Below are 25017 nucleotides of genomic sequence, written 5' to 3'. Positions count from 1 at the left end.
AGCAGGGGCGAGACCGGGGTCGGAAAGAACGGCGTCTTCTGCCGGGCGATCCGGTCCTGGCGCTCCTGGTAACTCTCCGGTATGGGCGGAATATTCGGTGAATCTGCGGTGGCCGGTAGGCTCGGGCCGGTGACCTCGCTTCCGCTCCGTGACCAGTCCGTCGTGCAGGCCCTCGGGACCGCGCTCCGCGAGCGCGACTTCACCGCCGCCGGCATTGCCGATCTGCTCGGTGAGCAGGCGGGTGCGGCGCTGACCGTCGGCACGTGGTGGCCGGCCCTGCGCGCGACCGAGCGCGCCGACGAGGCTCGTCGCCCGTTGGCCACGCTGATCCGGCTGTTCCTGCTGGGCGGCCTGGAACCCGAGGCGCACGTGCGCGCGGCCTTCGCGCCGATCGCCCCGGCGATCCTGGTGGAACAGGGCGTCCTCGCCGCCGCCGACGGCGGCTTCCGCGCGGTCCTCGACATCCGGCCGCACGGCAGCGACGATCACGAATACCTGGTGGTCAGCGATCAGGACGCGCTCCTGAGCGCGGCCACCCTGGCGCACGACCATGTCCTCGGGATCGGGGGCGCGTCGATGTCGTTGGCGCACGCGGTGGTGCGCACCCCGGCCGCGCGCGCCCTGGACCTCGGCACCGGCTGCGGCATTCAGGCGCTGCACCTGGACTCGCATGCCGAGACCCTCGTCGCCACCGACACCAATCCGCGGGCCCTGGCCCTCGCGCAGGTCACCGCGGAGCTCAACGGCATGTCCTGGGATCTGCGCGAAGGCAGCCTCTTCGAGCCGGTGGCCGGCGAGCGTTTCGATCTGATCGTCGCCAACCCGCCGTTCGTGGTGGGCGCGGGCGGCCAGGACTACATCTATCGCGACTCCGGCATCGCCGGCGACGGCATCAGCCGCCGGCTGATCGAGCAGGTCGCCGACCACCTCGCGCCCGGCGGCGTGGCCCAGCTGCTCGCGAACTGGGTGGTGCACGACGTCGACGACTGGCAGGCCCGCATCGGGGAGTGGGTGCGGGCCAGCGGCCTCGACGCCTGGGTGGTGCAGCGCGAGCTGGCCGATCCGATCAGCTACATCTCGCTGTGGATCGCCGACGCGGGCGAGACCCCGGAGGCTGCCGCCGAACGCGGCGCGCTCTGGCTCGACTGGTTCGAACGTGAACAGATCGTCGGCATCGGGATGGGGCTGGTGACGCTGCGCAAGCCCGATACCGACCGCGAACCGGACGTGGTGATCGAGGAGATCACCGCGGCCGGCCAGGAAGTGACCGGCTTCGAAGTACAGGCCTGGTGGGCGCGGCGGGACTTCCTGCGCACCACGTCCGACGACGACCTGCTGGCCGCTTCGCTCAGCACCTCGCCGGTCTTCCTCGAAGCGCAGTCGCTGCCCGGATCGGACGGTTGGCAGGAGATCTCGGCGGCGGTGACCCGCCCCGGCGGTCCCGGGGCCGTGCTGCCCGTCGACGAGGTGATGACCGCCCTGCTGGCCGGCTGCCGCGGTGAAGTGCCGCTGAGCGCGCTGATCGGACTGCTCGCGGACTTCCACGGGGTCGACGCCGACGCGCTCGCCGAGGTGACCCTGCCGGTGGTGCGCGAGGCGATCACCCGCGGCATCCTGTTCGTCGCCGGATAGCCGTCGCGCCCGCCGGTTGGAAGGGCGCTCAGGCCGGGCCCACGACGGCGTCGAGGGCCGCGGCGAGGTCGGCGCGGAGGTCGTCGACGTCCTCCAAACCGACCGAGAAGCGCAGGTGGCCCAGCGTGCGGAAGCCCTCGGGGTAGGCGGCCACGCGCGGCCCGGAGGTGCCCACGTGGACGATGAGCGACTCGTCGTGTCCCACCGAGACCGCCGAGGTGATCACCCGGAGTTCGTCGACGAACCGGTTCTGCAGGTCGGGGCCGCCGTCGAGCGCGAAGGCCAGGATCCCGCCGAAGCCCCGGCCGTCGAACAATCGCTGCGCCGTCGCGTGCTGCGGGTGGCTCTCGAGTCCGGGATAGGCGACGTAGGCGATCCGATCGTCGGCCTCCAGGAACCGGGCCAGCGTCAGTGCCGACTCCTGGTGGCGGGCCAGACGCAGCGGCAGCGTCACCGAACCGCGGACGATCAGCCAGGCGTTGAACGGTGACAGCACGCCGCCGACGTCCACCATGGCCTCGGCCCGGATCGGCTCGATGAGTTCGGCGCGGCCGATCACCGCGCCGCCCATGGCGTCACCGTGGCCGTTGATGTACTTGGTGAGGGAATGCACCACCAGGTCGGCGCCGGCCTCGAGCGGGCGCAGCAGCGGCGGCGGGGTGAAGGTGGAGTCGACCATCAGCAGCACGTCGCGGCTGTGCGCCAACGCGGCGAGCGCCGGGATGTCGGCGACCTTGGTGGTGGGATTGGCGATCACTTCGCACGCGATGAGTCGGGTGGTGGGGCGGATCGCGGCGGCGACCGCGTCGAGATCGGTGATGTCGACGAAGGTCGCCTCGATGCCGTACTTGCGCGGCAGCAGTGTGGTCCAGAGCTTGTAGGTGGCCTCGTAGGTGGTGTCGGAGACCACCACGTGATCGCCGGTGCGCAGGTGTGTGAAGAACACCGCGTGCAGCGCCGCCACCCCGGACGCCAGAGCGAGCGCATCCTCGCCGTGTTCCATCGCGGCCAACTTCTGTTGCAGCGCAACCTGATTGACACCGGTGTTGCGCGTGTAGACGAGGTGATCGGGATCCGACCAGTCCATGGTCGAAGGGTCGTAGGGCAGCCGATAGGAGTTGGCCATGGTGATCGGCACCCGGATGGCCTCGCCCTCGCCGTGGACGTGGTTCCCGCCGTGCACGCTCAGCGTGTCGTCGGCGAGGGTGGCCGGAACGGACCGGTCCGGACGGGGCGTGTGCGGGCGCTGCGGGGACATGGCGAACTCCTTCTCGGGTGGATCAGGCCCGCACGAGAGTCGCCCCTCGCTGCGGGGTCGCGGCGGCGTCGGCCAGGATCGCCGGCAGGCGATGCAGTTTGTCCACACCCCGGTGTCGGCGGAACTCCGCCCAACCCCAGCAGGTGGCGAAGACCGCCAGGACGATCAGCGTCGACAGGCCCGCACCCCAGGGACGGGGTGCGAACAGGGTCGGGAGGGCCAGGAGGGCGACGGCCTGGATCACGTAAGCGTCCAGGCTGCGCGTCCCGACCGAGACCAGCGGCCGCAACCAGTCGCGACGCATCCACTGTAGAAGGCGGCCGAAGACGGCGTACACGCACGCCACCACCAGCCACGACGCGAGCGCGCGCAGCGGGCCCAGCTCCACCTTGCCGAGGAGCTCGGGCGCCTGCCACAGCCAGCGCTCGATCCACAGGCCGTGCGCCAGCAGCACGCCGACCAGCACGGTCACCGCCGTCAGGCGGGGGAGCGCAGCGTCGAGACGGCGGCGCACCTGCCACTGCTCCCACTGCCAGCCGACCACCATCGCCGGGATGAACAACACCTGCCATGCGGCCCAGTTCTGGATCGGCCCGCCGTCCGGGGCCGCGTTGAGATACATCCACCAGGCCGGTGCGACCTGGCTGACCACGTACAGCGCGCCGGACGCCGCGAGCACCCAGGTCCACCGGCCGCGCATCAGCAACGGCACCACGGCGAAGGCGAACGTCATCAGCACCAGGTAGACCACCAGGATGTTGCCGCCGCCGGGCAGGAAGCGCAGCGTCAGCGCCCACCAGAGTTGCTGGAGGAAGGGCTCGTCGCCGGGGAGGCGCGCGACCAGGAAGTACTCCTGGCCGGACAGCAGGGTGGCCGTCGCCACCGCCGCCAGTGAGATGGCGACCTGCGCGACGTAGAGGACCAGCAGGCGCTGGGCCAGCCGCTGATAGGCGAACTGCAGGCCGTGGCGCTGCGTCCACCCGCGGTAGACCAGGCCCAGCACCAGGCCGGAGAGCAGTACGAACGCGCTCATGCCGTCGACCAGGGGGAAGGCGTGGGTGGGCAGGGCGATCAGCATGCCGTTGGCGAAATGGAGGCTGATCATGCTCCAGATCGCCAGGCCGCGGGTGGCATCGATGGCCAGATCTCGACTCATGGTGGCCCGACGGTAACGGCGCCCCGCCCCGGTGACCGGGACGACGCGCCGTTACTGGTGTGACTCGTGTTGCAGTTGTTACTTATGTGGCCCGACGGCTACGAGTACAGGTTCGCGATCGCGACCTTGTAGCTGTCGTGGATGACATTGCGCTTGAGCTTCATCGTCGGAGTCAGCTCACCGGAGTCGATGGTGAAGTCGGTGGCGAGGACGTCGAACTTCTTGATCTGCTCGGCGGCGGAGACCTTGGCGTTGGCCTCGGCCACCGCGGTCTCGAACTCGGCGCGCAGGTTCGGGTTCTTGGCCAGTTCCTCCATCGAGGTGTCGGCGGGCAGGCCGTGGCGCTCGAGCCAGCCGGGCGCGGCCTCCGGGTCGATGGTGATCAGCGCGCCGATGAACGGCTTCTGGTCGCCCACCACCAGGCACTGGCTCACCATCGGGTGCGCCCGGATGGTGTCTTCCAGCTGCGCGGGGGAGACGTTCTTGCCGCCGGCGGTGACGATCAGTTCCTTCTTGCGGCCGGTGATGAAGAGGTAGCCGTCCTCCAGTCGGCCGACGTCGCCGGTGTGGAACCACCCGTCGCGGATGGCGTCGGCGGTGGCCGCCTCGTTCTGCCAGTAGCCGGTGAAGACGACCGGTCCGCGCAGCAGCACCTCGCCGTCCTCGGCGATGCCGATGGACACGCCCGGCACCGGGCGACCCACCGAGCCGATGCGGCTGTGCTCGACGTTGTTGGCGGTGACCGCCGCGGTGGTCTCGGTGAGGCCGTAGCCCTCGAAGACCGGGATCCCGACGCCGCGGAAGTAGTGGCCGAGGCGCTCGCCCATCGGGGCGCCGCCGGAGACGGCCGCTTCGCACTGTCCGCCGAGTGCGGCGCGCAGCTTGCCGTAGACCAGCTTGTCGAAGAGCGTGTGCTTCAGGCGCAGCACCAGGCCGGGGCCGCCGGCGTCGAGCGCGCGGCTGTACGCGATGGCCGTGTCGGTGGCCTTGTCGAAGATGTTGCCCTTGCCGCCGTCGACCGCCTTCTGGCGCGCCGAGTTGTAGACCTTCTCGAAGACGCGCGGCACCGACAGCACGTAGTGCGGCTTGAAGACGCCGAGGTGCTCCACGAGGTTGGGCAGGTCGCTGGTGTGGCCCAGTACGACGCCGTTCTCCATGCAGCCGACCGCGATGACGCGGGCGAAGACGTGCGCGAGGGGCAGGAAGAGCAGGGTGGACTTGCCTTCGTTGAGGCCCGGGCCCACCGAGTCGCGCACCGCTGCGGCCTCGGCGATGAAGTTGGCGTGCGTGAGGACCACGCCCTTCGGGCGGCCGGTGGTGCCCGAGGTGTAGATCAGGGTGGCCGCGTCGCTGGACTTGGCGGCTTCCTCGCAGGCGTCGAGGATCGAGTCGGAGATGTCGGCGCCGCGCTTGTACAGCTCGGCGATGGCGCCGCCGTCGATCACGAGGGTCTCGTTCAGCGCGTCCGCGGCCGCGATCACGGCGCCGTGGCGGGTCTGCTGATCGGCGTCCTCGACGATGAGCAGCTTGGTGCCCGAGTCGGTGAGGATCCATTCCACCTGGTCCGGGGCGGAGGTCTCGTAGATCGCCACGGTGGTGGCGCCGGCACGCCAGATGGCGTAGTCGATGAGGCTCCACTCGTAGCGGGTCGAGCTCAGCAGCGCGACCCGGTCGCCGGGGGCGATGCCCGAGGCGATCAGGCCTTTGGCCACCGCGTCGACTTCCTCGGCGAACTGCTGGGCGGTCACCGTGAGCCAGTGGCCGGAGTCGCCGAGGCGACGGAACACCGGCATGGTCGGATTGGTGCGGCGGAGCTGCTGAATCCGCGTGACGGTGGTGACGTCGTCGCCGACGGTCAGCGTGGAGGGAGTGGTGTACTCCTGCATGGCGTGCGATCCCCTCGAAGAGATGTGATGGTGCGTTGCGGTCCCAGGTTCGGGCGAACCTCGTGAAGGGAACCCTACCAGCGAGTCAAGTGGTGCATGTCACAGGGCTTTCGGGGGGTAGAATCAGCAAACGATGACTACTTATGAGCGCGCATGAGCGGCGCCGACAACACCAGTTCAGCGACCGGCTCGTTCGACGACTTCGACATCGACGAGCGGGTACGGGCGGCCCTCGACGAGGTCGGGTACGAAACGCCCTCGCCCATCCAGGCGGCCACCATTCCGCCCCTGCTGGCCGGACGCGATGTCGTCGGCCTCGCGCAGACCGGCACCGGTAAGACCGCGGCCTTCGCCATTCCGGTCCTGTCCCGACTAGACACGTCCGCGCGGAAGCCGCAGGCACTGGTGCTCGCACCGACCCGCGAGCTGGCCCTGCAAGTGTCCGAGGCGTTCGGGCGCTACTCGTCGAAGATGCCCGAGGTGAAGGTCCTGCCGATCTACGGCGGTCAGAGCTACGGGATCCAGCTGTCCGGCCTGCGCCGCGGCGCGCAGGTGATCGTCGGCACCCCCGGGCGCGTGATCGATCACCTGGACAAGGGCACGCTCGATCTGTCCGAGCTGTCGTACCTGGTGCTCGACGAGGCCGACGAGATGCTCAGCATGGGCTTCGCCGAGGACATCGAGCGGATCCTGGCCGACACCCCCGACCAGAAGCAGGTGGCGCTGTTCTCGGCCACCATGCCGCCGACCATCGGTCGACTGGCCCGCAAGTACCTCAACGATCCGCAGGAGGTGAAGGTCAAGGCGCAGACGAGCACCGCGTCGAACATCAGCCAGCGGTATCTGCAGGTCTCGCACCAGCGCAAGCTCGACGCCCTGACCCGCGTCCTCGAGGTGGAGACGTTCGACGGCATGATCGTCTTCGTCCGCACCAAGTCGGCCACCGAGGAACTGGCCGAGAAGCTGCGCGCCCGCGGCCTGTCCGCGCAGGCGATCAACGGCGACATGGTGCAGGCGCAGCGCGAGCGCACCATCAACCAGCTCAAGGACGGCACCCTCGACATCTTGGTCGCCACCGACGTCGCCGCACGCGGCCTCGACGTGGACCGGATCTCGCACGTGGTCAACTACGACATCCCGCACGACACCGAGTCGTACGTGCACCGGATCGGCCGCACCGGCCGCGCCGGCCGCTCGGGCAACGCACTGCTGTTCGTCTCGCCCCGGGAGCGTCACCTGCTGCGCGCCATCGAACGCGCCACCCGTCAGGAACTGACCGAGATCGACCTGCCGTCGGTGGAGGACGTCAACGCCCAGCGCGTGGTGAAGTTCGGCGAGTCGATCACCCGAAACCTGGAGTCCGAGAACCTGGACATGTTCCGCGGTCTGATCGAGGCCTATGCCCGGGAGAACGACGTGGCCCTCGGTGACATCGCCGCGGCGCTGGCGCTCGAGACCCGCGACGGCGGCTTCCTGATGACGCCGGACCCGCCCGGCGGCGACCGTCGCGATCGCGGCGACCGTCGGGAGCGTGCCCCCAAGGGCGGCGGCAACTTCGCGACCTACCGCATCGCCGTGGGCCGCAAGCACAAGGTGTCGCCGGGCGCGATCGTCGGTGCCATCGCCAACGAGGGCGGCCTCACCCGCGGCGACTTCGGCAACATCAGCATCCGCGACGACTTCAGTCTGGTGGAGCTGCCGGAGGACCTCGACAACGAGACGCTGGGGATGCTCAAGCACACCCGGATCGGCAAGCACCCGATCGATATCCGCAAGGACATGGGCGCCCCGCGTCAGCGCGGCGGTAACAAGGGCGGCTACGGCAAGGGCGGCAAGAAGGACCACTGGGGCAAGCGTCCCCCGCGTGTCGCCGGCCGCGGTCGCGGCTGAGCGGGTCCGGACCCCTCGTACACGGGCCCGGGCGGACATCGTCAATCGATGACCGCCCGGGCCCGTGTCTGTCGTCGGCCCGAATCGCGTCGTCCGGTGTGCACGACGCCAGCGGCCTGAACCGTCAGGCGAACAGGAGGGGGAGTCCCTCGGCCGCGGTGGTCTTGATCCGCAGGTTCACCCGGGTGAGCTCGGAGGCCTCCGGATTCACCTCGATCACCTGGACGCCTCGCAGGGCGGCGGTCTCCGGGAGCGAGGCCGCCGGATGGACGACGCCGCTGGTGCCGACCACCACGACGAGATCGGCGGTGTCGAAGGCGGCTTCGGCGTAGTCCCACGCGTGGATGGGCAGGGCCTCGCCGAACCAGACGACCCCCGGTCGCACCCGCCCCGGACACGCCGGACACGCGCTGAGCTCGGCGCGCAGGGCCGCGTCGAGGGCGGCGGGGCGGCTGCATTGATCGCAGCGGGGTGCGAAGAGGCTGCCGTGCAGGTGGCACACTTCGTCCAGGCCTGCGCGTTCGTGCAGATCGTCGACGTTCTGCGTCACCACCCGCACCGATCCGCCGGCGGCGCGGCGGTCCCGGGCGAGCGCGGCGATCGCGTGGTGTCCCGAGTTGGGTTCGGTGGCGCGCACGCCCGCGGCGCGTTCGGCGTACCAGCGCCACACCAACTCGCTGTCGTGCGCCCAGGCCTGCGGCGTCGCCAACTGGCTGACGTCGAACTGCGCCCACAAGCCGGTGCCGGCGTCGCGGAAGGTCGGCACACCGCTCTCCGCCGACATACCGGCACCGGTGAAGACGACGATGTGCTGGGCCTGCGCGATCAGGCGTCGCCCGATGTCCAGGGGGCTCATCGCGCGCTCGGTTCGGCGGGACCGGCGTCGTCCAGCGCCGCACGCAGAACGGCCGCCGTCGCGGCGAGGTCACCGGCTCGGCGAGTGAGGAATCCGGTCACGAAGCGAGCCTTGTCTCCGCGATGGCGCGGGACCACGTGCAGGTGGGAGTGGAAGACGGTCTGGAAGGCCGCCGCCCCGTCGTTCAACGCCAGGTTCACGCCGTCGGCGGCCAGCGCCGAGGAGCGCATGGCGATGCCGACGCGTTGGCCGGCCTGAAAGAGCCGCCCGCCGGTCTCCGGCGGAAGATCGACCAGGCCGTCGGCGTGTGCGCGCGGAACCAGCAGGGTGTGCCCGGGACGCACGGGGGCGATGTCGAGGAAGCCGAGGACGTGCTCATCCTCGTAGACGAGGTACGCGGGCGCGGTACCGGCCACGATCTGACAGAAGATGCAGTGGGTCATAGTGCTTTCGGCGTGAGGTGCATTTCGGGTCGGCGAGGGGCCCCTCGCCGAACGTGTCGCGGGCGAAACGCGGACGGCACCCGGAAGAGCGCATTGCCTTCCGGGTGCCGTTCGCGGGTCCGTCGGCGCGACTAGGCGGAGTGGCCCGAGGTGCACAGCCAGTCGTAGATGTAGCCGCCGCCCGAGTAGTACAGGGCGTACGACTGTGCCGTGTAGAGGTCGTCGGCGGCACCGTAACCCCAATAGGCGTCACCGCGGGCGATGGCGCCGCAGCCGTTCACGAAGGCCGCCACCACCTTGCAGTCGGAGTAGCCGCAGGCCGAGCGGGCGGCGTTGCGGGCGCTCGTGGTGTCGCTGTAGTCCCACGCGCGGCCGGTGGCGCCGGTCGACGGGGAGAGCGCGAGAGCGCCGTAGTAGTTGGCCGCCTGCGCGGGCGCGGGTTCGATGGCCGACGAGACCGCCAGCACCGAGGCCGCACCGAGTACGGCGAGACCGGCACCGGTGAGTCGTGCGCGAAGATTCATGTCGTTCTCCTTGGATGAGGCGGCTGAATCAGCCGTCGACCTTGTCGGTGGTGGGCTGGTCGGAGGCCGGGGGAGTCGAGGGCTTGGCGCTCGGGGTCGCGATCGGGCTCGGAGCCTTGACCTCGCTGGTGGTGTTCCATTTGGAGACGTCGACGGTCAGCTTCAGTTCGTTCGTGGGGGCCACGATGACGCGGGCGACCTGGTTGTCCTCGGTGATCCACACGGTGGTGTCCACGGCGTCGGTGGAGTCCTTGGCGCTTTCGCCGGTGGCGCCGGTCAGGCCGGCGATGGCCTTGGCGGGCACGGTGCCGGTGACCTTGGTGGTGGCCACACCGTCGACCTGCTCGTCGCCCGCGGTGGCGGCGCCCTCCATGGAGCGCAGCACGTTGGGGATGCCGGTGTCGGGGTTGAGCAGCAGCGCGACGTCGTAGATGGATCGGCCGTCGCCGTAGTTGATCCAGCCCTTGTTGTCGACGTTGGCGTAGAAGTTGTCGTTCAGGTAGACGAACGGCGCCTGCACCGAGGTGCCGCCCATGTTCAGGGTGGCGGTGCCCTTGCCCGCGAGGGGCTTGGTGTTGACGTCGGCTTCCACCGCAGTGGCGTTCATGCTCTGGAAGGAGCCGTCGACGGCCATCGTCACATGGGCGCCGGTGAGGGCGGCGGTGGCGTCGGCTGCGGAGTTCAGCAACTCGGTCGCCGCGGGGTCCGACGAGGCCGGAGCGGGCTGGGAGTCATCGGAATCGGAACTGCAGGCGGTGAGGGTCAGGGCGGCGGCTGCGCCGAGCGCCACGACCGCTCCGAGGAGGCGGCGACGTTTCATGGAGAGCTCCTATTCGTCAGGTGGTAGCCATTGAATGTAGCAACTGCTAGTGCAATTTCGAGGGTGTGTACGGTTTTTGGCATCGAGTGCCGGGCACGCCGCACAGATAACGAAATGGTAACGATTTCTGGAGGGTGAAAATCCCTGGTAATGGCGCTTACTCGCCGTTCTACCAGTGGGTATACGCCCGGGTCGGGCCTAAACATGAGGGAAGCCTCATATTTGGCTGTCATCATTGACCGTGTTCAGCGAGTCCTCGCTGCCGCCCGCCCGCGCACCCTTTCAGGAGAGCCTGTGACCCTCGATCAGTTCCGTTCCCGTTCGCGTAACGACCGAAGCTCCGCACCGGAACCGAGTCTGCTCGACCGTCTCACCGCGGGTGAGGCCTATGCCGTGAGCTTCGGCGGACAGGGCGGCGGTTGGCTGCCGTCCTTCGCCGAAGTGGTGATCGACGCCGACCTCGAAGCGGCCATGGCCGCGATCGTCGAGGACGCGAGCCGCCTGCTGGCGCCGGTCGCGGAGGACCTGGCGCGCGCCGGGACGCGCTCCTTCGACCCGATCGCCTGGATGCATGCGATCGACGAGGACCCGCAGGCCTTCGCCGACGCCGATCTCGCCGAGGCCGCGGTCTCGCTGCCCGGCGTGCTGCTGAGCCAGCTCGCCACCATCGCTTCGCTCGCCAAGCAGGGACTGGACACCGTCGCGGTGCCGCCGATCGCCGTCGTCGGCCACTCGCAGGGCGTCCTGGCCACCGAGGCGCTCAACGTCGACGGCTCCGACCGGGACGCCGACGATGCCCAGCTGCTGGCGCTGGCCCAGCTGATCGGTGCGGCCGCCGCGCTCACCGCACGCCGTCGCGGTCTGGCCGGCAACGCCGACACCTCGCCGATGCTGTCGGTGTCGCAGGTGGTGCCCAAGGACATCGAGGTCCTGCTGGCGCAGTACGTGTCGAACCTGCCCGCCGACCAGCGCCTCGGCGCCCCGGCCATCGCCGTGAAGAACACCCGCCGCGCGCTGGTGCTCTCCGGCGCCCCGCGCCACCTCGCCGCCTTCCAGGTGCTGTGCGAGGAAGAGGCCGCCCGCTCGGCCGACGAGCACAAGCGCAAGCTGACCGGCGGCTCGCCGTTCGCGCCGGTCTTCGAGAACGTGATGACCACGGTGCCCTTCCACCACCCGGACATGACCGACGGCATCGCGCTGGTCACCGAGTGGGCGCAGCGTTGCGGGCTCGACCCCGCACTGGCGCACCGGTACGCCGACTCCGTGCTCGTGGAGCACGTCGACTGGGTGGCCCAGATCGGTGAAGTGGTCGCCAGCGGCGCACGATGGCTGCTCGACTTCGGTCCCGCCGACCTGGCGACCCGCCTGGCGTCGTCGCTGGTGCGCGGTCAGGGCCTGGGCGCCGTGCCCGTCGCCACCCGCGGCGGCCAGCGCAACCTCTTCGTCCCGGGCAACGTCCCGGAGATCTCGGCGCCGTGGGCGCTGTACGCGCCGCGCCTCGCGCAGCTGCCCGACGGCCGCACCGTCGTCGACACCCCGTTCACCCGCCTCACCGGCCGGTCGCCGATGCTGCTGGCCGGCATGACGCCGACCACCGTCGACCCCGCGATCGTCGCGGCGGCCGCCAACGCGGGCCACTGGTCCGAGCTGGCCGGCGGCGGTCAGGTGACCGAAGCCATCTTCGCCGACAACGTCGCGCGCCTCACCGACCTGCTGGAGCCGGGCCGCGAGGTTCAGTTCAACTCGCTGTTCCTGGATCCGTACCTGTGGAAGCTGCAGCTCGGCGGCAAGCGCCTGGTGCAGAAGGCGCGCGCCACCGGTGCGCCGATCGACGGCGTCATCATCACCGCGGGCATCCCCGAACTGGAGGAGGCCGTCGACCTGGTGCACGAGCTGAACGACGCTGCGCTGCACTACGTCGCGTTCAAGCCGGGCACCGTCGAGCAGATCCGCGCCGTGGTGCGCATCGCCAACGAAGTGCCCGCTTTTCCGATCATCGTGCAGGTCGAGGGCGGCCGCGCCGGCGGTCACCACTCGTGGGAGGACCTCGACGATCTGCTGCTGGCCACCTACGGCGAGCTGCGTGACCGCCCGAACGTGGTGGTCTGCGTCGGCGGCGGCATCGGTACGCCCGAGCGGGCCGCCGACTACCTCACCGGTGAGTGGTCCACGCGGCACGGTTACCCCCTGATGCCGCTGGACGGCATCCTGATCGGGACCGCCGCCATGGCGACGCTGGAGGCGACCACCGCGCCCGAGGTGAAGCAGCTGCTGGCCGACACCCGCGGCTGCGACGCCTGGATCGGCGCCGGCCACAGCGAGGCCGGCATGGCCTCCGGCCGCAGCCAGCTCGGCGCGGACATCCACGAGATCGACAACACCGCCTCGCGCTGCGGTCGCCTGCTCGACGAGGTGGCCGGCGACGCCGACGCCGTCGCCGAACGCCGCGACGAGATCATCGCCGCGATGGCCGGCACCGCCAAGCCGTACTTCGGCGACGTGGCGTCCATGACCTACCGCGAGTGGCTCGGCCGGTACGCCGACCTCGCCGTCGGCCCCGACACCGCCGAGGCCCTGCCGTGGGCCGACGTGACCTGGGCGCAGCGCTTCACCGACATGCTGCACCGCACCGAGGCGCGCATGCACCACCTCGACTCGGGCGAGTTCGACTCGCTCTTCGACGGTGACGTCGACAACCCGCACACCGCGATCGCGGAGCTGGCGCAGGCCTACCCGGCGATCGAGGCCGACGTGCTGCACCCGGCCGATGTGGCCTTCTTCCTGGAGCTGTGCCGCACCCCGGGCAAGCCGGTGAACTTCGTGCCGGTGGTCGACAAGGACGTGCGCCGCTGGTGGCGCAGCGACTCGCTGTGGCAGGCCCACGACGCCCGCTACGGCGCCGACGAGGTCTGCATCATCCCGGGCCCGGTGGCCGTGGCCGGCATCACCGAGGTCGACGAGCCGGTCGGCGACCTTCTGAACCGCTTCGAAGCGCACGTCGTCGACGTCCTGCGCGCGGGCGGCGAGCACTCGTGGCCCGCGGATACGCGTCGTCGTACCGGCGCGGTGCCCTCGGCCGGGCACATCACCATGCTGCTGGAATCGGCCGACGTCTCGTGGGCCGGTCGCATCGTGGCCAACCCGATCGCGCTGCTGGGCGACCTCGCGGGCTGGGAGGTGTACGACGGCCAGGTGGCCGACCACCTCCCGACCGGCGCCCGCCTGGTGCAGGTGTCCGACGTCGACGAGTACCCGGCGGTCTTCGAGCTGTCGGTCCCGGTGGCCGGCACCGCCGTGCGGATCCCGCTGACGGTGGACGCGGGCTGCCTCGACGGCGCCGTGCCGAGCGTCGGCATCGCCGCCGCCGCCGGCGCCATGCGCGAACTGCTCACCGTGGCCGCGGGCGGGTCGCTGACCCCCGTCGCCGACGGCGTCGCGACCACCACCATCGCCTGGCACGCCGACTCGGTGGCCGACCACAGCGGTGTCACCGCCGCCACCCTGCCGCGTCGGTACGCGCCGGTCACCCCGGCCGAGCCGCTCGGCTTCGCCGTGCCCGACACCCTCGTGACGGCCTGCTGGCCTGCCGTGTTCAGCGTCCTCGGCGCCGCCACCACCGAGGCCGGCGTGCCCGTGGTGGAAGGTCTGCTCGACCTCGTGCACCTCGACCACGCCACCGCGCTGGCCGGTGCCGTTCCCGCCGCGGACACCGACCTGACCGTCGTCGCCCGCCTCGCCGACGTCTACGACAGCTCGGCCGGTCGCGTGGTGGAGGTCGACGTCGAACTGACCGACGCCGACGGCACCCCGGTCGCCACCCTCGCCGAGCGCTTCGCCATCCGCGGACGCAGCGGTGCGGCCGACCTGACCGACCCCCGGCGCGCCGGCGGCGCACCGACCGACGAGGTCAGCGCCGTCCGCAAGCACCTGCGCACCACCACGATCGTGGCCCCGGCCGACATGACCGGTTTCGCCGTGGTCTCCGGTGACCGCAACCCGATTCACACCGATGCGCTGGCCGCGAAGCTGGCCGGCCTCGGTGAGCCGATCGTGCACGGCATGTGGCTGTCGGCCGCCGCCCAGCAGGTGGTCACCGCCGCCGACCTGGACAACCCGGTGCCCTCGCCGCGCGCCATCCGCGGCTGGACCGCCCGCTTCCTCGGCATGGTCCGCCTCGGCGACACCATCACCGTGCGCGTCGACCGCGTCGGCATGGACGCCGGCCGCGACGTCATCGAGGTGACCGCCAAGGTCGGCGACGACCTGGTGATGGCCGCGACCGCGCTGCTCGATGCACCGCGCACCGTGTACGCCTTCCCGGGTCAGGGCATCCAGAGCAAGGGCATGGGTCTGGCCGCGCGCTCGCGCAGCAAGGCCGCCCGCGCCGTCTGGGACCGCGCCGACGCGCACACCCGCGAGGCGCTCGGCTTCTCGATCCTGGCCGTGGTGCGCGACAACCCGACCACCCTCGTCGCCCACGGCGAGACCTACCATCACCCGGACGGCGTGCTGTTCCTGACGCAGTTCACCCAGGTCGCCATGGCGACCCTGGGCGTGGCGCAGGTCGCCGAACTGCGCGAAGCCGGCGGCTTCGTCGACGGTGCGATCACCTGCGGCCACTCGGTCGGCGAGTACAACGCCCTCGCGGCGTGCGCCGGGGTGCTGCCGCTCGAGGCCGTCCTCGAGGTGGTCTTCCAGCGCGGCTCGGCCATGCATCACCTGGTCCCGCGCGATGCGCAGGGCCGCAGCGACTACCGCATGGCGGCCATCCGCCCCAGCCAGTTCGGGCTCGACGACTCGCAGGTCATCGGCTTCGTCTCCGGTCTGGGCGAGCAGGTCGGCGAGTACCTGGAGGTGGTGAACCTCAACCTGCTGGGCTCGCAGTACGCGATCGCCGGCACCGTCCGCGGCCTGGAACTGCTCCAGGAGGAGGTGGAGCGTCGCGTCGCCGAGCACGGCGGCAAGCGCGCCTTCATCCTGGTGCCCGGCATCGACGTCCCGTTCCACTCCACCGTGCTGCGCGCCGGTGTGCCGGAGTTCCGCGGCAAGCTCGACGAGCTGCTGCCCGCGCACATCGACCCGGCCATCCTGGTGGGCCGGTACATCCCGAACCTGGTGCCGCGCCTGTTCAACCTGGAGCGCGAGTTCATCGCCGAGATCGCCGATCTGGTGCCGTCCGAGCCGCTCGACGCGGTGCTCGCGGACTGGTCGTCGTGGTCGTCCCGCCCGGCCGAGCTGACCCGCGTGGTCCTCATCGAGCTCCTGGCCTGGCAGTTCGCCAGCCCGGTGCGGTGGATCGAGACGCAGGATCTGCTGTTCTCGGCCCCCGAGCAGGGTGGTCTGGGCACGCAGCGCTTCGTCGAGGTCGGCGTCGCCACCGCGCCCACGCTGAGCGGCCTGGCGCGCAACACGCTGAAGCTGCCCGACTACGCCACCGCGGCCACCGAGGTGGTCAACGCCGAGTCCGATGCCGCGCTGCTCACCGCCCAGGATGCGGGCGCCGAGCCGGAGGCGGAGGAGCTCGACGAGCCCGCCGCTCCCGCCGCCGAAGCTGCCGCACCGGCCGCCCCCGCCGCTGCCGCCGCACCCGTGGCGACCGCCGCCGCGACCGGCCCGCGCCCGGACGACATCGCGTTCGGTCCCACCGACGCGGTCCGCGCCGTGATCGCGCTCTGGACCAAGATGCGGACCGACCAGATCGGTGCCGCCGACACCATCGAGGCCCTGTGCGACGGCGTGTCCTCGCGCCGCAACCAGCTGCTGCTGGACGTAGGTGCCGAGCTCGGCCTCGGAGCCATCGACGGCGCGGCCGAAGCCGACATGACGGCCCTGTCGACCACGGTGAACTCGCTGGCCCGCGGCTACCGCCCGCTCGGCGATGTCCTCACCGATGCCGTCGGTGATCAGTTCCGCAAGATCGCCGGCCCGGTCGGCAAGCGCCAGTCGCACGTCATCGACCGCGTCACCGGCACCTGGCAGCTGGGCCCGGGCTGGGCGCAGCACGCGCTCGTGGCCCTCGCCCTGGGCACCCGCGACGGCGCTAGCGTGCGCGGCGGCGACCTCGGTGACCTGCTCGACGGCCCGGTCGGCAACGTCGATGCCCTCGACGCCGTGATCGACCGCGCCGTGCGCAGCGTCGGCGCCGCCCGCGGCACCGCCGTGGAGATCCCGGCCGCCGCCGGTGGCGGCGGGGCAGCGGTGGACGCCGCGGCCCTCGGCGAGTTCGCCGAGCAGATCACCGGCCCGGATGGTGTGCTGGCCGCGGCCGCGCAGACCGTGCTGGCCAAGCTGGGTCTGACCGACGCCGCGTCGGCGCCGGAGTCGGACACCGAGGCCGCCGAACTGGCCGATCGCGTCAGCGCCGAGCTGGGGGCGGACTGGCAGCGCGCCGTCGCTCCCGTCTTCGACGCCGAGCGCGCCGTGCTGATCGACGACCGCTGGGCCACCGCCCGCGAGGACCTCGCGCGGCTGTGGCTGACCGAGGTCGACGCGACCGTCGTCGACCGTTTCGCGGACGCCGGCGAGACCGTCGCCGAGCACGCGACCTGGTGGGCCGGCAAGGCCCGCGCCGAGGGACGCGCGGCGCACGCCGACGTCTACGCGGGCATCGCCGAGGCCGCTCGCCGCACCGTGGTCGGCGAGTTCGCCGACGACATCGCGGTGGTGACCGGCGCTTCGGCCGGCTCGATCGCGGCCGCCGTCGTCGGCCGACTCCTGGCCGGCGGCGCCACCGTGGTGGCCACCACCTCGCGCCTGAACGGCGAGCGCCTGGACTTCTACAAGAAGCTCTACCGCGAGCACGCCGCCACCGGCGCCGCACTGTGGGTGGTACCGGCGAACATGGCGTCATACACCGACGTCGACGCGCTGACCGAATGGCTCGGCTCCGAGCAGACCGAGAATCTCGGTGCCAGCACCGCGGTGGTCAAGCCGGTCCTGCGGCCGAGCCTGCTGTTCCCGTTCGCCGCACCGCGCGTGGCCGGTGACCTCACCGATGCCGGCGCCCGCGCCGAGCTGGAGATGAAGGTGCTGCTGTGGTCGGTGGAGCGGCTGATCGGTGGTCTGTCGGCCATCGGCGCCGATCACGACATCAACGGTCGCCTGCACGTGGTCCTGCCGGGCTCGCCCAACCGCGGCATGTTCGGCGGCGACGGTGCCTACGGCGAGAGCAAGGCCGCCCTGGACGCGCTCGTCACCCGCTGGGGTGCCGAGGACTCGTGGAACGGCCGCACCAGCCTGGCGCACGCGCTGATCGGGTGGGTGCGCGGCACCGGCCTGATGGGCGGCAATGACGTGATGGTCGACGCCATCGAGGCCGCCGGCGTGCGCACCTGGAGCACCGAGGAGATGGCCGCCAACCTGGTGGACCTGTGCACTCGGGCGGCCCGCACCCAGGCGCAGACCGCGCCGCTGCTGGCCGACTTCACCGCGGGCCTGGACGGGGCTTCGCTGGACATGAAGGCGCTGGCCGAGCAGGCCCAGGCCGCCGCGGACCGCGTCGACGAGGCGCCCGCGGAGGCCGAGGTCACGCAGGTCGCCGCACTGTCGGCACCGGCGCGCGCCGAGCTGGGCCACCGCATCGACTGGGCCGAGCTGGACACCCGCCCCGAGGACCTGGTGGTCATCGTCGGCGCCGGCGAGGTGGGCCCGTACGGTTCGGCCCGCACCCGCTTCGAGATGGAGGTGGACGAGAAGCTGTCCGCCGCCGGTGTGCTGGAGCTGGCGTGGAGCATTGGCCTGGTGCAATGGGACACCGCGCCCAAGCCCGGCTGGTACGACGTCGAGTCCGGTGACCCGGTCGCCGAGTCCGACATCGCCGAGCGCTACCACGACGCCGTGCTCGAGCGCTGCGGCATCCGCCGCTACGCCGACGACGGGGCGATGGTCGACAACGCCGCGCCGCTGCTCGAGTCGGTCTTCCTGGACCAGGACCTGAGCTTCTCGGTGCCGTCGGAGGCACAGGCTCGCGCCTTCGCCGCCGCCGACCCCGAGCGCACCCGGATCACTCCGGCCGGCGACACCGGCGACTGGACGGTGACCCGCCTGGCGGGCACCGAGATCCGCGTGCCGCGTCAGTTCGAGCTCTCGCGCACCGTGGGCGGCCAGATCCCCACCGGCTTCGACCCGGTTCGCTGGGGCGTCTCGCCGGACATGGCCGAGTCGGTCGACCGCGTGGCCCTGTGGAACCTCGTCGCCACCGTCGACGCGTTCATCACCGCGGGCTTCTCGCCGTCCGAGCTCATGCGCTGGGTGCACCCGAGCCTGGTGGCCAACACGCAGGGCACCGGCATGGGCGGCATGACCTCGATGAGGTCGCTGTACATCGACACGCTGCTGGGTGAGGCCAAGGCCAACGACATCCTGCAGGAGGCGCTGCCGAACGTGGTGGCCGCGCACGTGGTCCAGTCGTACATCGGCTCCTACGGCGCCATGATCCACCCGGTCGCCGCGTGCGCCACCGCCGCCGTCTCGGTGGAGGAGGGCGTCGACAAGATCCGCCTCGGCAAGGCGCTGTTCGCCGTCGCCGGCGGGTTCGACGACATCGGTATCGAGGGCATCGTCGGCTTCGGCGACATGTCGGCCACCGCCGACTCGGCCAAGATGACCGCCCGCGGCATCGAGGAGCGTCGTTTCTCGCGCGCCAATGATCGACGACGCGGCGGCTTCGTGGAGTCCGCCGGCGGCGGCACCGTGCTGCTGGCCCGCGGCGACGTCGCGGCCCAGATGGGTCTGCCGGTCCTCGGTGTGGTGGCGTGGGCGCAGAGCTTCGGCGACGGTGTCCACACCTCCATCCCGGCGCCGGGTCTGGGCGCCCTGGGCGCCGCGCGCGGCGGGGTCGACTCGCCGCTGGCCGCGTCGCTGGCCGCGCTGGGCGTGACCCCGGACGAGGTCGCCGTCGTCTCCAAGCACGACACCTCGACCCGGGCCAACGACCCGAACGAGTCGGAACTGCACGAGCGTCTGGCGTCGGCCATCGGCCGCACCGAGGGGGCGCCGCTGTTCGTGGTCTCGCAGAAATCGCTGACCGGTCACGCCAAGGGCGGCGCCGCCGCCTTCCAGCTGATCGGTCTGTGCCAGGTCCTGCGCGACGGCGTCATTCCGCCCAACCGCAGCCTGGACTGCGTCGACGAGAAGATGGCCGAGTACCCGCACCTGGTCTGGCCGCGCACGCCGATCGCGATGGGCGAGCGCTTCGGGCTCAAGGCCGGTCTGCTGACCAGCCTCGGTTTCGGACACGTCTCCGGACTGATCGCCGTCGTCCATCCCGAGGCCTTCCTGGCGAGCCTGCCCGCCGAGCAGCGCGAGCAGTACCGCGCGCAGTCCGCCGAGCGTCTGCGCGCCGGTCGCCAGCGTCTGCTGGAGGCCATGTGCGGTGGTGACGCGGCGTACGTGCGTCCGCCGAACCGTCGGTTCGACGACGCCGTCGACGAGCACGACGCCGAGGCCGCGCTGCTGCTGGATCCGCAGGTCCGCCTCGATCAGGCCGGGTCGTACCGATGAGCGTGGTGGGCGTCGGGATCGACGTGGTCAGTGTGCCCGGCTTCGCCGAGCAGTTGGAGCAGCCGGGTTCGACGATGCTGATGAGCTTCCGCGTCGGTGAACGACGGGACGCGGCCGCCGGCAGCGGTGCGGATGCGCAGCACCTCGCCGCCCGGTGGGCGGCGCGGGAAGCGGTCATCAAGGCGTGGTCGTCGAGCCGGTACGCGCAGACGCCGGTGCTGCCGGAGACGGCGGTCAACGACGTCGAGATCGTCTCGGACAACTGGGGTCGCCCCAAGGTGCGCCTGCACGGCGACCTGGCGCGCTACCTCGCCGACGTGACGATTCACATCTCGCTGACGCACGACGGCGACACCGCCGCCGCCGTCGCGATCCTGGAGGCCTGAGCCTCGACGAATTGCTAGCCGCCGGCTGTCTCCTCCAAGAGGAGATAGCCGGCGAGCATGCGTTTGAGCTCCTGCACGGTCAGTTCGTGATCGTGGCCGTCCTGCACCGAGAAGCTCAGCAGCGAGTAGGCGGTGTGCACCAGCACCTGCGCCATCATCTCGCGGCGTGCGCGCTGCGACGGCGTGAGCGGCGCCAGGATCCGGGCCACCTGCTCGGCCAGGATCTGCTCGTTCAACGACGCGGTGAGGCGGGTGGCCGGGGTCGACTGCACCGCCAGCCACACCGCCCGCCGGGACGGGTCGTTGCGCCACAGCGCGGCCAGGTGGTCGAGGAACTTCTCCAGCAGCGCCGGCCATTCCAGCGACGGGATCGCGCCGGCGAACTCGGTCAGCTCGTCGCGCACGGACGCGGTGTCGACGCGATCGAGCTCGCACACGATCACGTACTTGTTCGCGAAGTACTGGTACAGCGTGCCGATCGGCACGTCGGCGCGCGTCGCGATCTGCTCGCAGGTGAGCGAGTCGAAACCGTCGTCGATCAGCACCTCGCGGGCGGCGGTGAGGATGTCCTCGAACTTGCGTCGGCTGCGCTCCTGCGCGGGCCGCTTGCGGGGGACCAGCGGTTGCGCCGCGGCATCAGCGGTCATGGCGGGCGGCTACAGGGACAGGTCGCGACGGATCTTCGCGACGTGCCCGGTGGCGCGCACGTTGTACATCGCCGCGGCGATGCGGCCCTCTTCGTCGATCAGGAAGGTGGAGCGGATCACGCCGGTCACCACCTTGCCGTACAGCTTCTTCTCGCCGAACGCGCCGTACGCGGTGAGGACTTCCTTCTCCGGATCCGACAGCAGCGGAAAGTTCAGTTCGTCGCGCTCGACGAACTTGGCGAGCTTGGCAGGCTTGTCCGGGGAGATACCGACGACGGCGACGCCCGACTCGTTCAGCTCGGCCAGATTGTCGCGGAAGTCGCAGGCCTGCTTGGTGCATCCCGGGGTCATCGCGGCGGGGTAGAAGTACACCAGCACCTTGCGTCCGGCGTAGTCGGACAGCGAGACGGGGTTGCCGTCGGCATCGGGCAAAGTGAACTGGGGGGCGAGGTCGCCGACTTCGAGTCGTCCATTGGCTGCCATGCATCAACCCTAACCGGACCGACGGGCCGACCGAACGCGAGCGTGTCAACTGCTCTTTCGCGGCGGGTGGGTAGGCTTCTGCTCATGCGGGTGAGATCCCCGTGCGAACATCCGACCCATCTTTTGGAGGACCGCGTGGCCGACGAGACCCAACGTATCGAGCAGGAGATCGCGCGGGCGCGCGAAGAGCTGGCGACGACCCTGGACCAGCTGGCCGAGCGGGCCAACCCGCAGCGACTGGCCGACGACTTCAAGACCAAGGCGCTGACCTTTCTGGCCAGCCCGCCGGTCAAGTTCTCGCTGATCGGCGCCGGCGCCCTCACCGTGGTGATCGTGGTCCGCAAGATCGTCAAGAACTGACGATCCGCGCGAAGAGGCCCCCGCAGCGCAGCGCGAGAAACCGTCTCTGACCAGGCGATTTCATATTCCGGCAGATGTGCTGTTAATGTTTCTTCTCGCAAGGCCAAGCGCCATTAGCTCAATTGGCAGAGCAGCTGACTCTTAATCAGCGGGTTCGGGGTTCGAGTCCCTGATGGCGCACAGTGAATCCCCTCCCACCAGTCGGTGGGAGGGGATTTTCGCATGTCGCGACCCTGTTAGCGGGTCGCGGTCGGGGCTCGGGTCGCGCGGCGGCGGACGGGTCGCGACACGCCAGCCAAGGGGCGTGGGGCGCGTGGGGCAGGTGTGAAAACGGGGGCGCGGCGGGCGAATTACCCGCGTGTGATTCGGCCGACTTCCGCGTGGCGGGGGCGGGCGCGGAGAGTGTACTCTGAGCGCCGTGCGATGCGGGTGTGATTCCCGCGCGCGGGAATGCGTCAGCGTCGATGGTTCCCTACAATGGCAATATCCGGGTGACCGGTCCGTTTAGTCGGGGCCTAGACGTGCTGCGTCCGGGGCGATTTCAGGTTGGAGCAAAATGGGGATCAGTCGTCTGCGTCATCGCCGCGCCCGCAGAGGGGCGATGGCGGTCAGCACGCTCGTGGCGGCCGCGGTGGTGCTCACCGCGTGCGGCAGCCAGTACAGCGACGTGGTTCACGCCTCGGGTGAGTTCACCGACATGGTCAAGCCGGCCATCTCGGTGACTGATGAAGCGGGCAAGCCGCTCGACAAGGACGCCGTCGGCGTCCAGCCGGGCAAGCCGATCGTGGTCAAGGCCTCCGAGGGCGCGCTGTCGAACGTCACCATCCCCAAGGCCGACGGTAAGCCGCTCAAGGGCAGCTTCAGCGACGACAACGCCACCTGGACCAGCACCGAACCCTTCGGCTACGGCCGCGAGTACACGGTGACCGCGGACGCGGTGGGCGTCGGCGGGCAGACCACGTCGAGCCAGTCGTTCACCACGCAGGCGCCGAACAACCTGACCCAGGCGTACATCCTCCCGGGCAAGGGTGAGGACGTCGGCATCGCGCAGACCGTCGGCGTGCGCTTCGACGAGGCGATCCCGGACCGCAAGGCCGCGCAGGATGCCATCAAGGTCACCACGACTCCCGAGGTCAAGGGCGCCTTCTACTGGATCAGCGACCGGGAGGTCCGCTGGCGTCCGGAGCACTTCTTCGCGCCCGGCACCAAGGTCGACATCGCGGTGAACACCTACGGCGTCGACCTCGGCGACGGCATGTTCGGCCAGGAGAACGTGAAGTCGAACTTCACGGTCAAGCGCGCCATGGAGCTGTTCGCCGACGACCGGACCAAGACCGTCGTCATCAAGAAGGACGGCAAGGTCGTCCGCACCATGCCGACGTCGTTCGGCAAGCCCGGGCACGACACCCCCAACGGCATTTACATGATCGGCGATCGCGTCGACCACATCATCATGGACTCGTCGACCTACGGCGTTCCGACGTCGGCGGCGGAGGGCTACCGCACCCCGGTCGACTGGGCGGTCCAGATGTCCTACAGCGGCATCTACCTGCACGGTGCGCCGTGGTCGGTCTGGGCACAGGGCAACACGAACACCAGCCACGGTTGCCTGAATCTGAGCCCGGAGGACGCGCAGTGGCTCGTCCGCAACACCCTGCGCGGTGACCCCGTCACGGTCCGCTACACCGGCGGCGAGACGCTGTCCGGCTTCGACGGCCTCGGCGACTGGAACGTGCCCTGGTCCACCTGGCTCAAGGGCAACGCGACCGACAACAGCTGACCTCGCGCGGAACCACCCGCTCTACGTTTTTCGGCCGATCCTCCGCCTGGAGGGTCGGCCGAATTCGTCGGGTGGGCCGACTGCAACGTTGACAACGGTCGTTGGTTAGGATTCCGAAGGAGTTTCACCCGAGACATCATTCACCGAGTTCTAGTTAGGCAGGCAAGACATGGGCAAGCCCTCCTGGGAGACCGAGGAACTGACGGCGCTGCGCGAGATGGCGCGCGCGTTCTGCGAGAAGGAGATCGCTCCGAACAGCGAGCGGTACCTTGAGCAGCATCACGTCGATCGGGACCTGTGGACCAAGGCCGGTGAACTCGGCCTGCTGTGCATGTCCATCCCGGAGGAGTACGGCGGCGGTGGCGGCACCTTCGCGCACGAAGCGGTGCTCATCGAGGAGCAGGCGCGGGTCGTCGACTCGTCGTGGGGCCAGAGCCTGCACAACGGCATCATCGCGCACTACATCCTCGCCTACGGTTCCGAGGAGCAGAAGAAGCACTGGCTGCCCAAGCTCGCCTCCGGCGAAGTGGTCGGCGCCATCGCGATGACCGAGCCCGGCACCGGCTCGGACCTGCAGAACGTCAAGACCAAGGCGGTCAAGGACGGCGATGACTACGTGATCGACGGCAACAAGACCTTCATCACCAACGGCGGCCAGGCCGACCTGGTGATCACCGTGGTCAAGACCGACACCGGAGAGGGTGCCAAGGGCATCTCGCTGGTGCTGGTGGAGACCGACCGGGAGGGCTTCAGCCGCGGCCGCATCCTCGACAAGGTCGGCATGAAGGGGCAGGACACCGCCGAGCTGAACTACACCGGCGTCCGGGTGCCGCAGTCGAACCTGCTCGGCGACCAGGAGGGCCTCGGCTTCATCCAGCTCATGACCCAGCTGCCGCAGGAACGCCTGATCATCGCCGTCGCAGCGGTGGCCGGCATGGAGGTCGCACTCGCCAAGACCATCGAATACACCAAGGACCGCACCGCCTTCGGCAAACCGGTCTTCGCCTTCCAGAACACCAAGTTCAAGCTGGCCGAGGTCGCCACCGAGGCGCACGTGGCTCGCGTCTTCCTCGACGACTGCATGGAGAAGCACCTGCGCGGCGAGCTGGACATTCCGACGGTCGCCATGGCCAAGTGGTGGACCACCGACCGTGCGATGGCGGCCGCCGACACCTGCCTGCAGCTGTTCGGCGGCTACGGCTACATGAACGAGTACCCGATCGCCCGCCTGTGGGCCGACAACCGCGTGCAGCTGATCTACGGCGGCACCAACGAGATCATGAAGGAGATCATCTCGCGCTCGCTGTAGTGCCATCCCGGCGCGCCGGAATGGGGAAGAATGGGCACGTCGAGCCGCGGGGCGCGGCCGACGACTCGTTCGAAGGGGAGTGCGCG

At 70.4% G+C, this 25017-nt stretch carries 16 protein-coding genes and 1 tRNA gene; 8 read left to right on the top strand and 9 right to left on the bottom strand.

Features of this window, described 5'->3' with window-relative positions; genetic code table 11:
• Positions 1-81 precede the first annotated feature (81 nt).
• A complete protein-coding gene (locus ABD989_RS11295) occupies positions 82-1632 on the top strand; it encodes a DUF7782 domain-containing protein (RefSeq protein WP_425556525.1) in 1551 nt (516 codons plus the stop codon).
• 28 nt (positions 1633-1660) lie between these two features.
• Here ABD989_RS11295 and ABD989_RS11290 read toward each other — a convergent pair whose 3' ends face one another.
• From ABD989_RS11290 to ABD989_RS11280, 3 genes are all read right to left on the bottom strand, one after another.
• A complete protein-coding gene (locus ABD989_RS11290) occupies positions 1661-2890 on the bottom strand; it encodes a trans-sulfuration enzyme family protein (RefSeq protein ID WP_345313556.1) in 1230 nt (409 codons plus the stop codon).
• 22 nt (positions 2891-2912) lie between these two features.
• Complete coding sequence (gene opgC / locus ABD989_RS11285; RefSeq protein WP_345313555.1) at positions 2913-4046, bottom strand: OpgC domain-containing protein; 1134 nt, start codon at positions 4044-4046, stop codon at positions 2913-2915.
• A 98-nt stretch (positions 4047-4144) separates the two neighbouring features.
• On the bottom strand, positions 4145-5932 hold the full coding sequence (locus ABD989_RS11280) for an AMP-dependent synthetase/ligase (protein ID WP_345313554.1): 1788 nt from the start codon (positions 5930-5932) through the stop codon (positions 4145-4147).
• 153 nt (positions 5933-6085) lie between these two features.
• On the opposite strand from ABD989_RS11280, the gene ABD989_RS11275 reads away from it, so the two are divergent.
• Positions 6086-7822, top strand: coding sequence for a DEAD/DEAH box helicase (locus ABD989_RS11275; protein ID WP_345313553.1), 1737 nt, complete (start codon positions 6086-6088; stop codon positions 7820-7822).
• 124 nt (positions 7823-7946) lie between these two features.
• Here the strand turns inward: ABD989_RS11275 and ABD989_RS11270 are convergent, their stop codons facing one another.
• The 4 genes from ABD989_RS11270 to ABD989_RS11255 form a co-directional block, all read right to left on the bottom strand.
• The gene (locus tag ABD989_RS11270) at positions 7947-8678 is read right to left on the bottom strand and encodes an NAD-dependent protein deacylase (RefSeq protein WP_246995137.1); all 732 of its coding nucleotides are present in this window, start codon (positions 8676-8678) and stop codon (positions 7947-7949) included.
• Positions 8675-9121 (bottom strand): HIT family protein, encoded by a 447-nt coding sequence (locus ABD989_RS11265; RefSeq protein ID WP_345313552.1) that lies wholly within the window; start codon positions 9119-9121, stop codon positions 8675-8677. The genes ABD989_RS11270 and ABD989_RS11265 overlap by 4 nt, the downstream gene beginning before the upstream one ends.
• Before the next feature lie 131 nt (positions 9122-9252).
• A complete protein-coding gene (locus ABD989_RS11260) occupies positions 9253-9645 on the bottom strand; it encodes a DUF4189 domain-containing protein (protein ID WP_246995141.1) in 393 nt (130 codons plus the stop codon).
• Between the two features lie 28 nt (positions 9646-9673).
• Complete coding sequence (locus tag ABD989_RS11255; protein WP_246995143.1) at positions 9674-10465, bottom strand: LppX_LprAFG lipoprotein; 792 nt, start codon at positions 10463-10465, stop codon at positions 9674-9676.
• A gap of 294 nt (positions 10466-10759) precedes the next feature.
• Here ABD989_RS11255 and ABD989_RS11250 point away from each other — a divergent pair, with 294 nt between their 5' ends.
• A complete protein-coding gene (locus ABD989_RS11250) occupies positions 10760-19966 on the top strand; it encodes a fatty acid synthase subunit beta domain-containing protein (RefSeq protein ID WP_345313551.1) in 9207 nt (3068 codons plus the stop codon).
• The gene (gene acpS, locus ABD989_RS11245) at positions 19963-20352 is read left to right on the top strand and encodes a holo-ACP synthase AcpS (protein ID WP_246995145.1); all 390 of its coding nucleotides are present in this window, start codon (positions 19963-19965) and stop codon (positions 20350-20352) included. Before ABD989_RS11250 ends, acpS begins: the two co-directional genes overlap by 4 nt.
• Positions 20353-20366: 14 nt before the next feature.
• Here the strand turns inward: acpS and ABD989_RS11240 are convergent, their stop codons facing one another.
• Together ABD989_RS11240 and bcp are read right to left on the bottom strand one after the other, a co-directional pair.
• Complete coding sequence (locus ABD989_RS11240; RefSeq protein ID WP_246995148.1) at positions 20367-20999, bottom strand: TetR/AcrR family transcriptional regulator; 633 nt, start codon at positions 20997-20999, stop codon at positions 20367-20369.
• A gap of 9 nt (positions 21000-21008) precedes the next feature.
• Positions 21009-21482: a thioredoxin-dependent thiol peroxidase gene (bcp, locus tag ABD989_RS11235; protein ID WP_246995150.1), complete on the bottom strand. Its 474-nt coding sequence runs from the start codon at positions 21480-21482 to the stop codon at positions 21009-21011.
• Positions 21483-21617: 135 nt separating this feature from the next.
• On the opposite strand from bcp, the gene ABD989_RS11230 reads away from it, so the two are divergent.
• The 4 genes from ABD989_RS11230 to ABD989_RS11215 all read left to right on the top strand — a co-directional run bounded on the left by ABD989_RS11230 (position 21618) and on the right by ABD989_RS11215 (position 24931).
• Positions 21618-21842 carry a DUF3618 domain-containing protein gene (locus ABD989_RS11230; RefSeq protein ID WP_246995152.1) on the top strand — a complete coding sequence of 75 codons (225 nt, stop codon included), beginning with the start codon at positions 21618-21620 and terminating at the stop codon, positions 21840-21842.
• A 107-nt stretch (positions 21843-21949) separates the two neighbouring features.
• A tRNA-Lys gene (locus ABD989_RS11225) sits at positions 21950-22022 on the top strand.
• Between the two features lie 376 nt (positions 22023-22398).
• Positions 22399-23622 (top strand): L,D-transpeptidase, encoded by a 1224-nt coding sequence (locus tag ABD989_RS11220; protein WP_372493211.1) that lies wholly within the window; start codon positions 22399-22401, stop codon positions 23620-23622.
• A gap of 169 nt (positions 23623-23791) precedes the next feature.
• Positions 23792-24931, top strand: coding sequence for an acyl-CoA dehydrogenase family protein (locus ABD989_RS11215; RefSeq protein ID WP_246995155.1), 1140 nt, complete (start codon positions 23792-23794; stop codon positions 24929-24931).
• The last annotated feature ends 86 nt before the right edge of the window (positions 24932-25017 follow it).

This window comes from Gordonia alkaliphila (assembly GCF_039542465.1).
Classification (GTDB): Bacteria; Actinomycetota; Actinomycetes; order Mycobacteriales; family Mycobacteriaceae; genus Gordonia; species Gordonia alkaliphila.
This window is presented reverse-complemented; position numbering and strand designations above follow the sequence as displayed.

Excerpts from the sequence above, each read along its gene's own strand:
- ABD989_RS11295 (WP_425556525.1), top strand. The coding sequence starts at position 82 with ATGGGCGGAATATTCGGTGAATCTGCGGTGGCCGGTAGGCTCGGGCCG.
- ABD989_RS11290 (WP_345313556.1), bottom strand. The coding sequence starts at position 2,890 with ATGTCCCCGCAGCGCCCGCACACGCCCCGTCCGGACCGGTCCGTTCCG.
- opgC (WP_345313555.1), bottom strand. The coding sequence starts at position 4,046 with ATGAGTCGAGATCTGGCCATCGATGCCACCCGCGGCCTGGCGATCTGG.
- ABD989_RS11280 (WP_345313554.1), bottom strand. The coding sequence starts at position 5,932 with ATGCAGGAGTACACCACTCCCTCCACGCTGACCGTCGGCGACGACGTC.
- ABD989_RS11275 (WP_345313553.1), top strand. The coding sequence starts at position 6,086 with ATGAGCGGCGCCGACAACACCAGTTCAGCGACCGGCTCGTTCGACGAC.
- ABD989_RS11270 (WP_246995137.1), bottom strand. The coding sequence starts at position 8,678 with ATGAGCCCCCTGGACATCGGGCGACGCCTGATCGCGCAGGCCCAGCAC.
- ABD989_RS11265 (WP_345313552.1), bottom strand. The coding sequence starts at position 9,121 with ATGACCCACTGCATCTTCTGTCAGATCGTGGCCGGTACCGCGCCCGCG.
- ABD989_RS11260 (WP_246995141.1), bottom strand. The coding sequence starts at position 9,645 with ATGAATCTTCGCGCACGACTCACCGGTGCCGGTCTCGCCGTACTCGGT.
- ABD989_RS11255 (WP_246995143.1), bottom strand. The coding sequence starts at position 10,465 with ATGAAACGTCGCCGCCTCCTCGGAGCGGTCGTGGCGCTCGGCGCAGCC.
- acpS (WP_246995145.1), top strand. The coding sequence starts at position 19,963 with ATGAGCGTGGTGGGCGTCGGGATCGACGTGGTCAGTGTGCCCGGCTTC.
- ABD989_RS11240 (WP_246995148.1), bottom strand. The coding sequence starts at position 20,999 with ATGACCGCTGATGCCGCGGCGCAACCGCTGGTCCCCCGCAAGCGGCCC.
- bcp (WP_246995150.1), bottom strand. The coding sequence starts at position 21,482 with ATGGCAGCCAATGGACGACTCGAAGTCGGCGACCTCGCCCCCCAGTTC.
- ABD989_RS11220 (WP_372493211.1), top strand. The coding sequence starts at position 22,399 with ATGGGGATCAGTCGTCTGCGTCATCGCCGCGCCCGCAGAGGGGCGATG.
- ABD989_RS11215 (WP_246995155.1), top strand. The coding sequence starts at position 23,792 with ATGGGCAAGCCCTCCTGGGAGACCGAGGAACTGACGGCGCTGCGCGAG.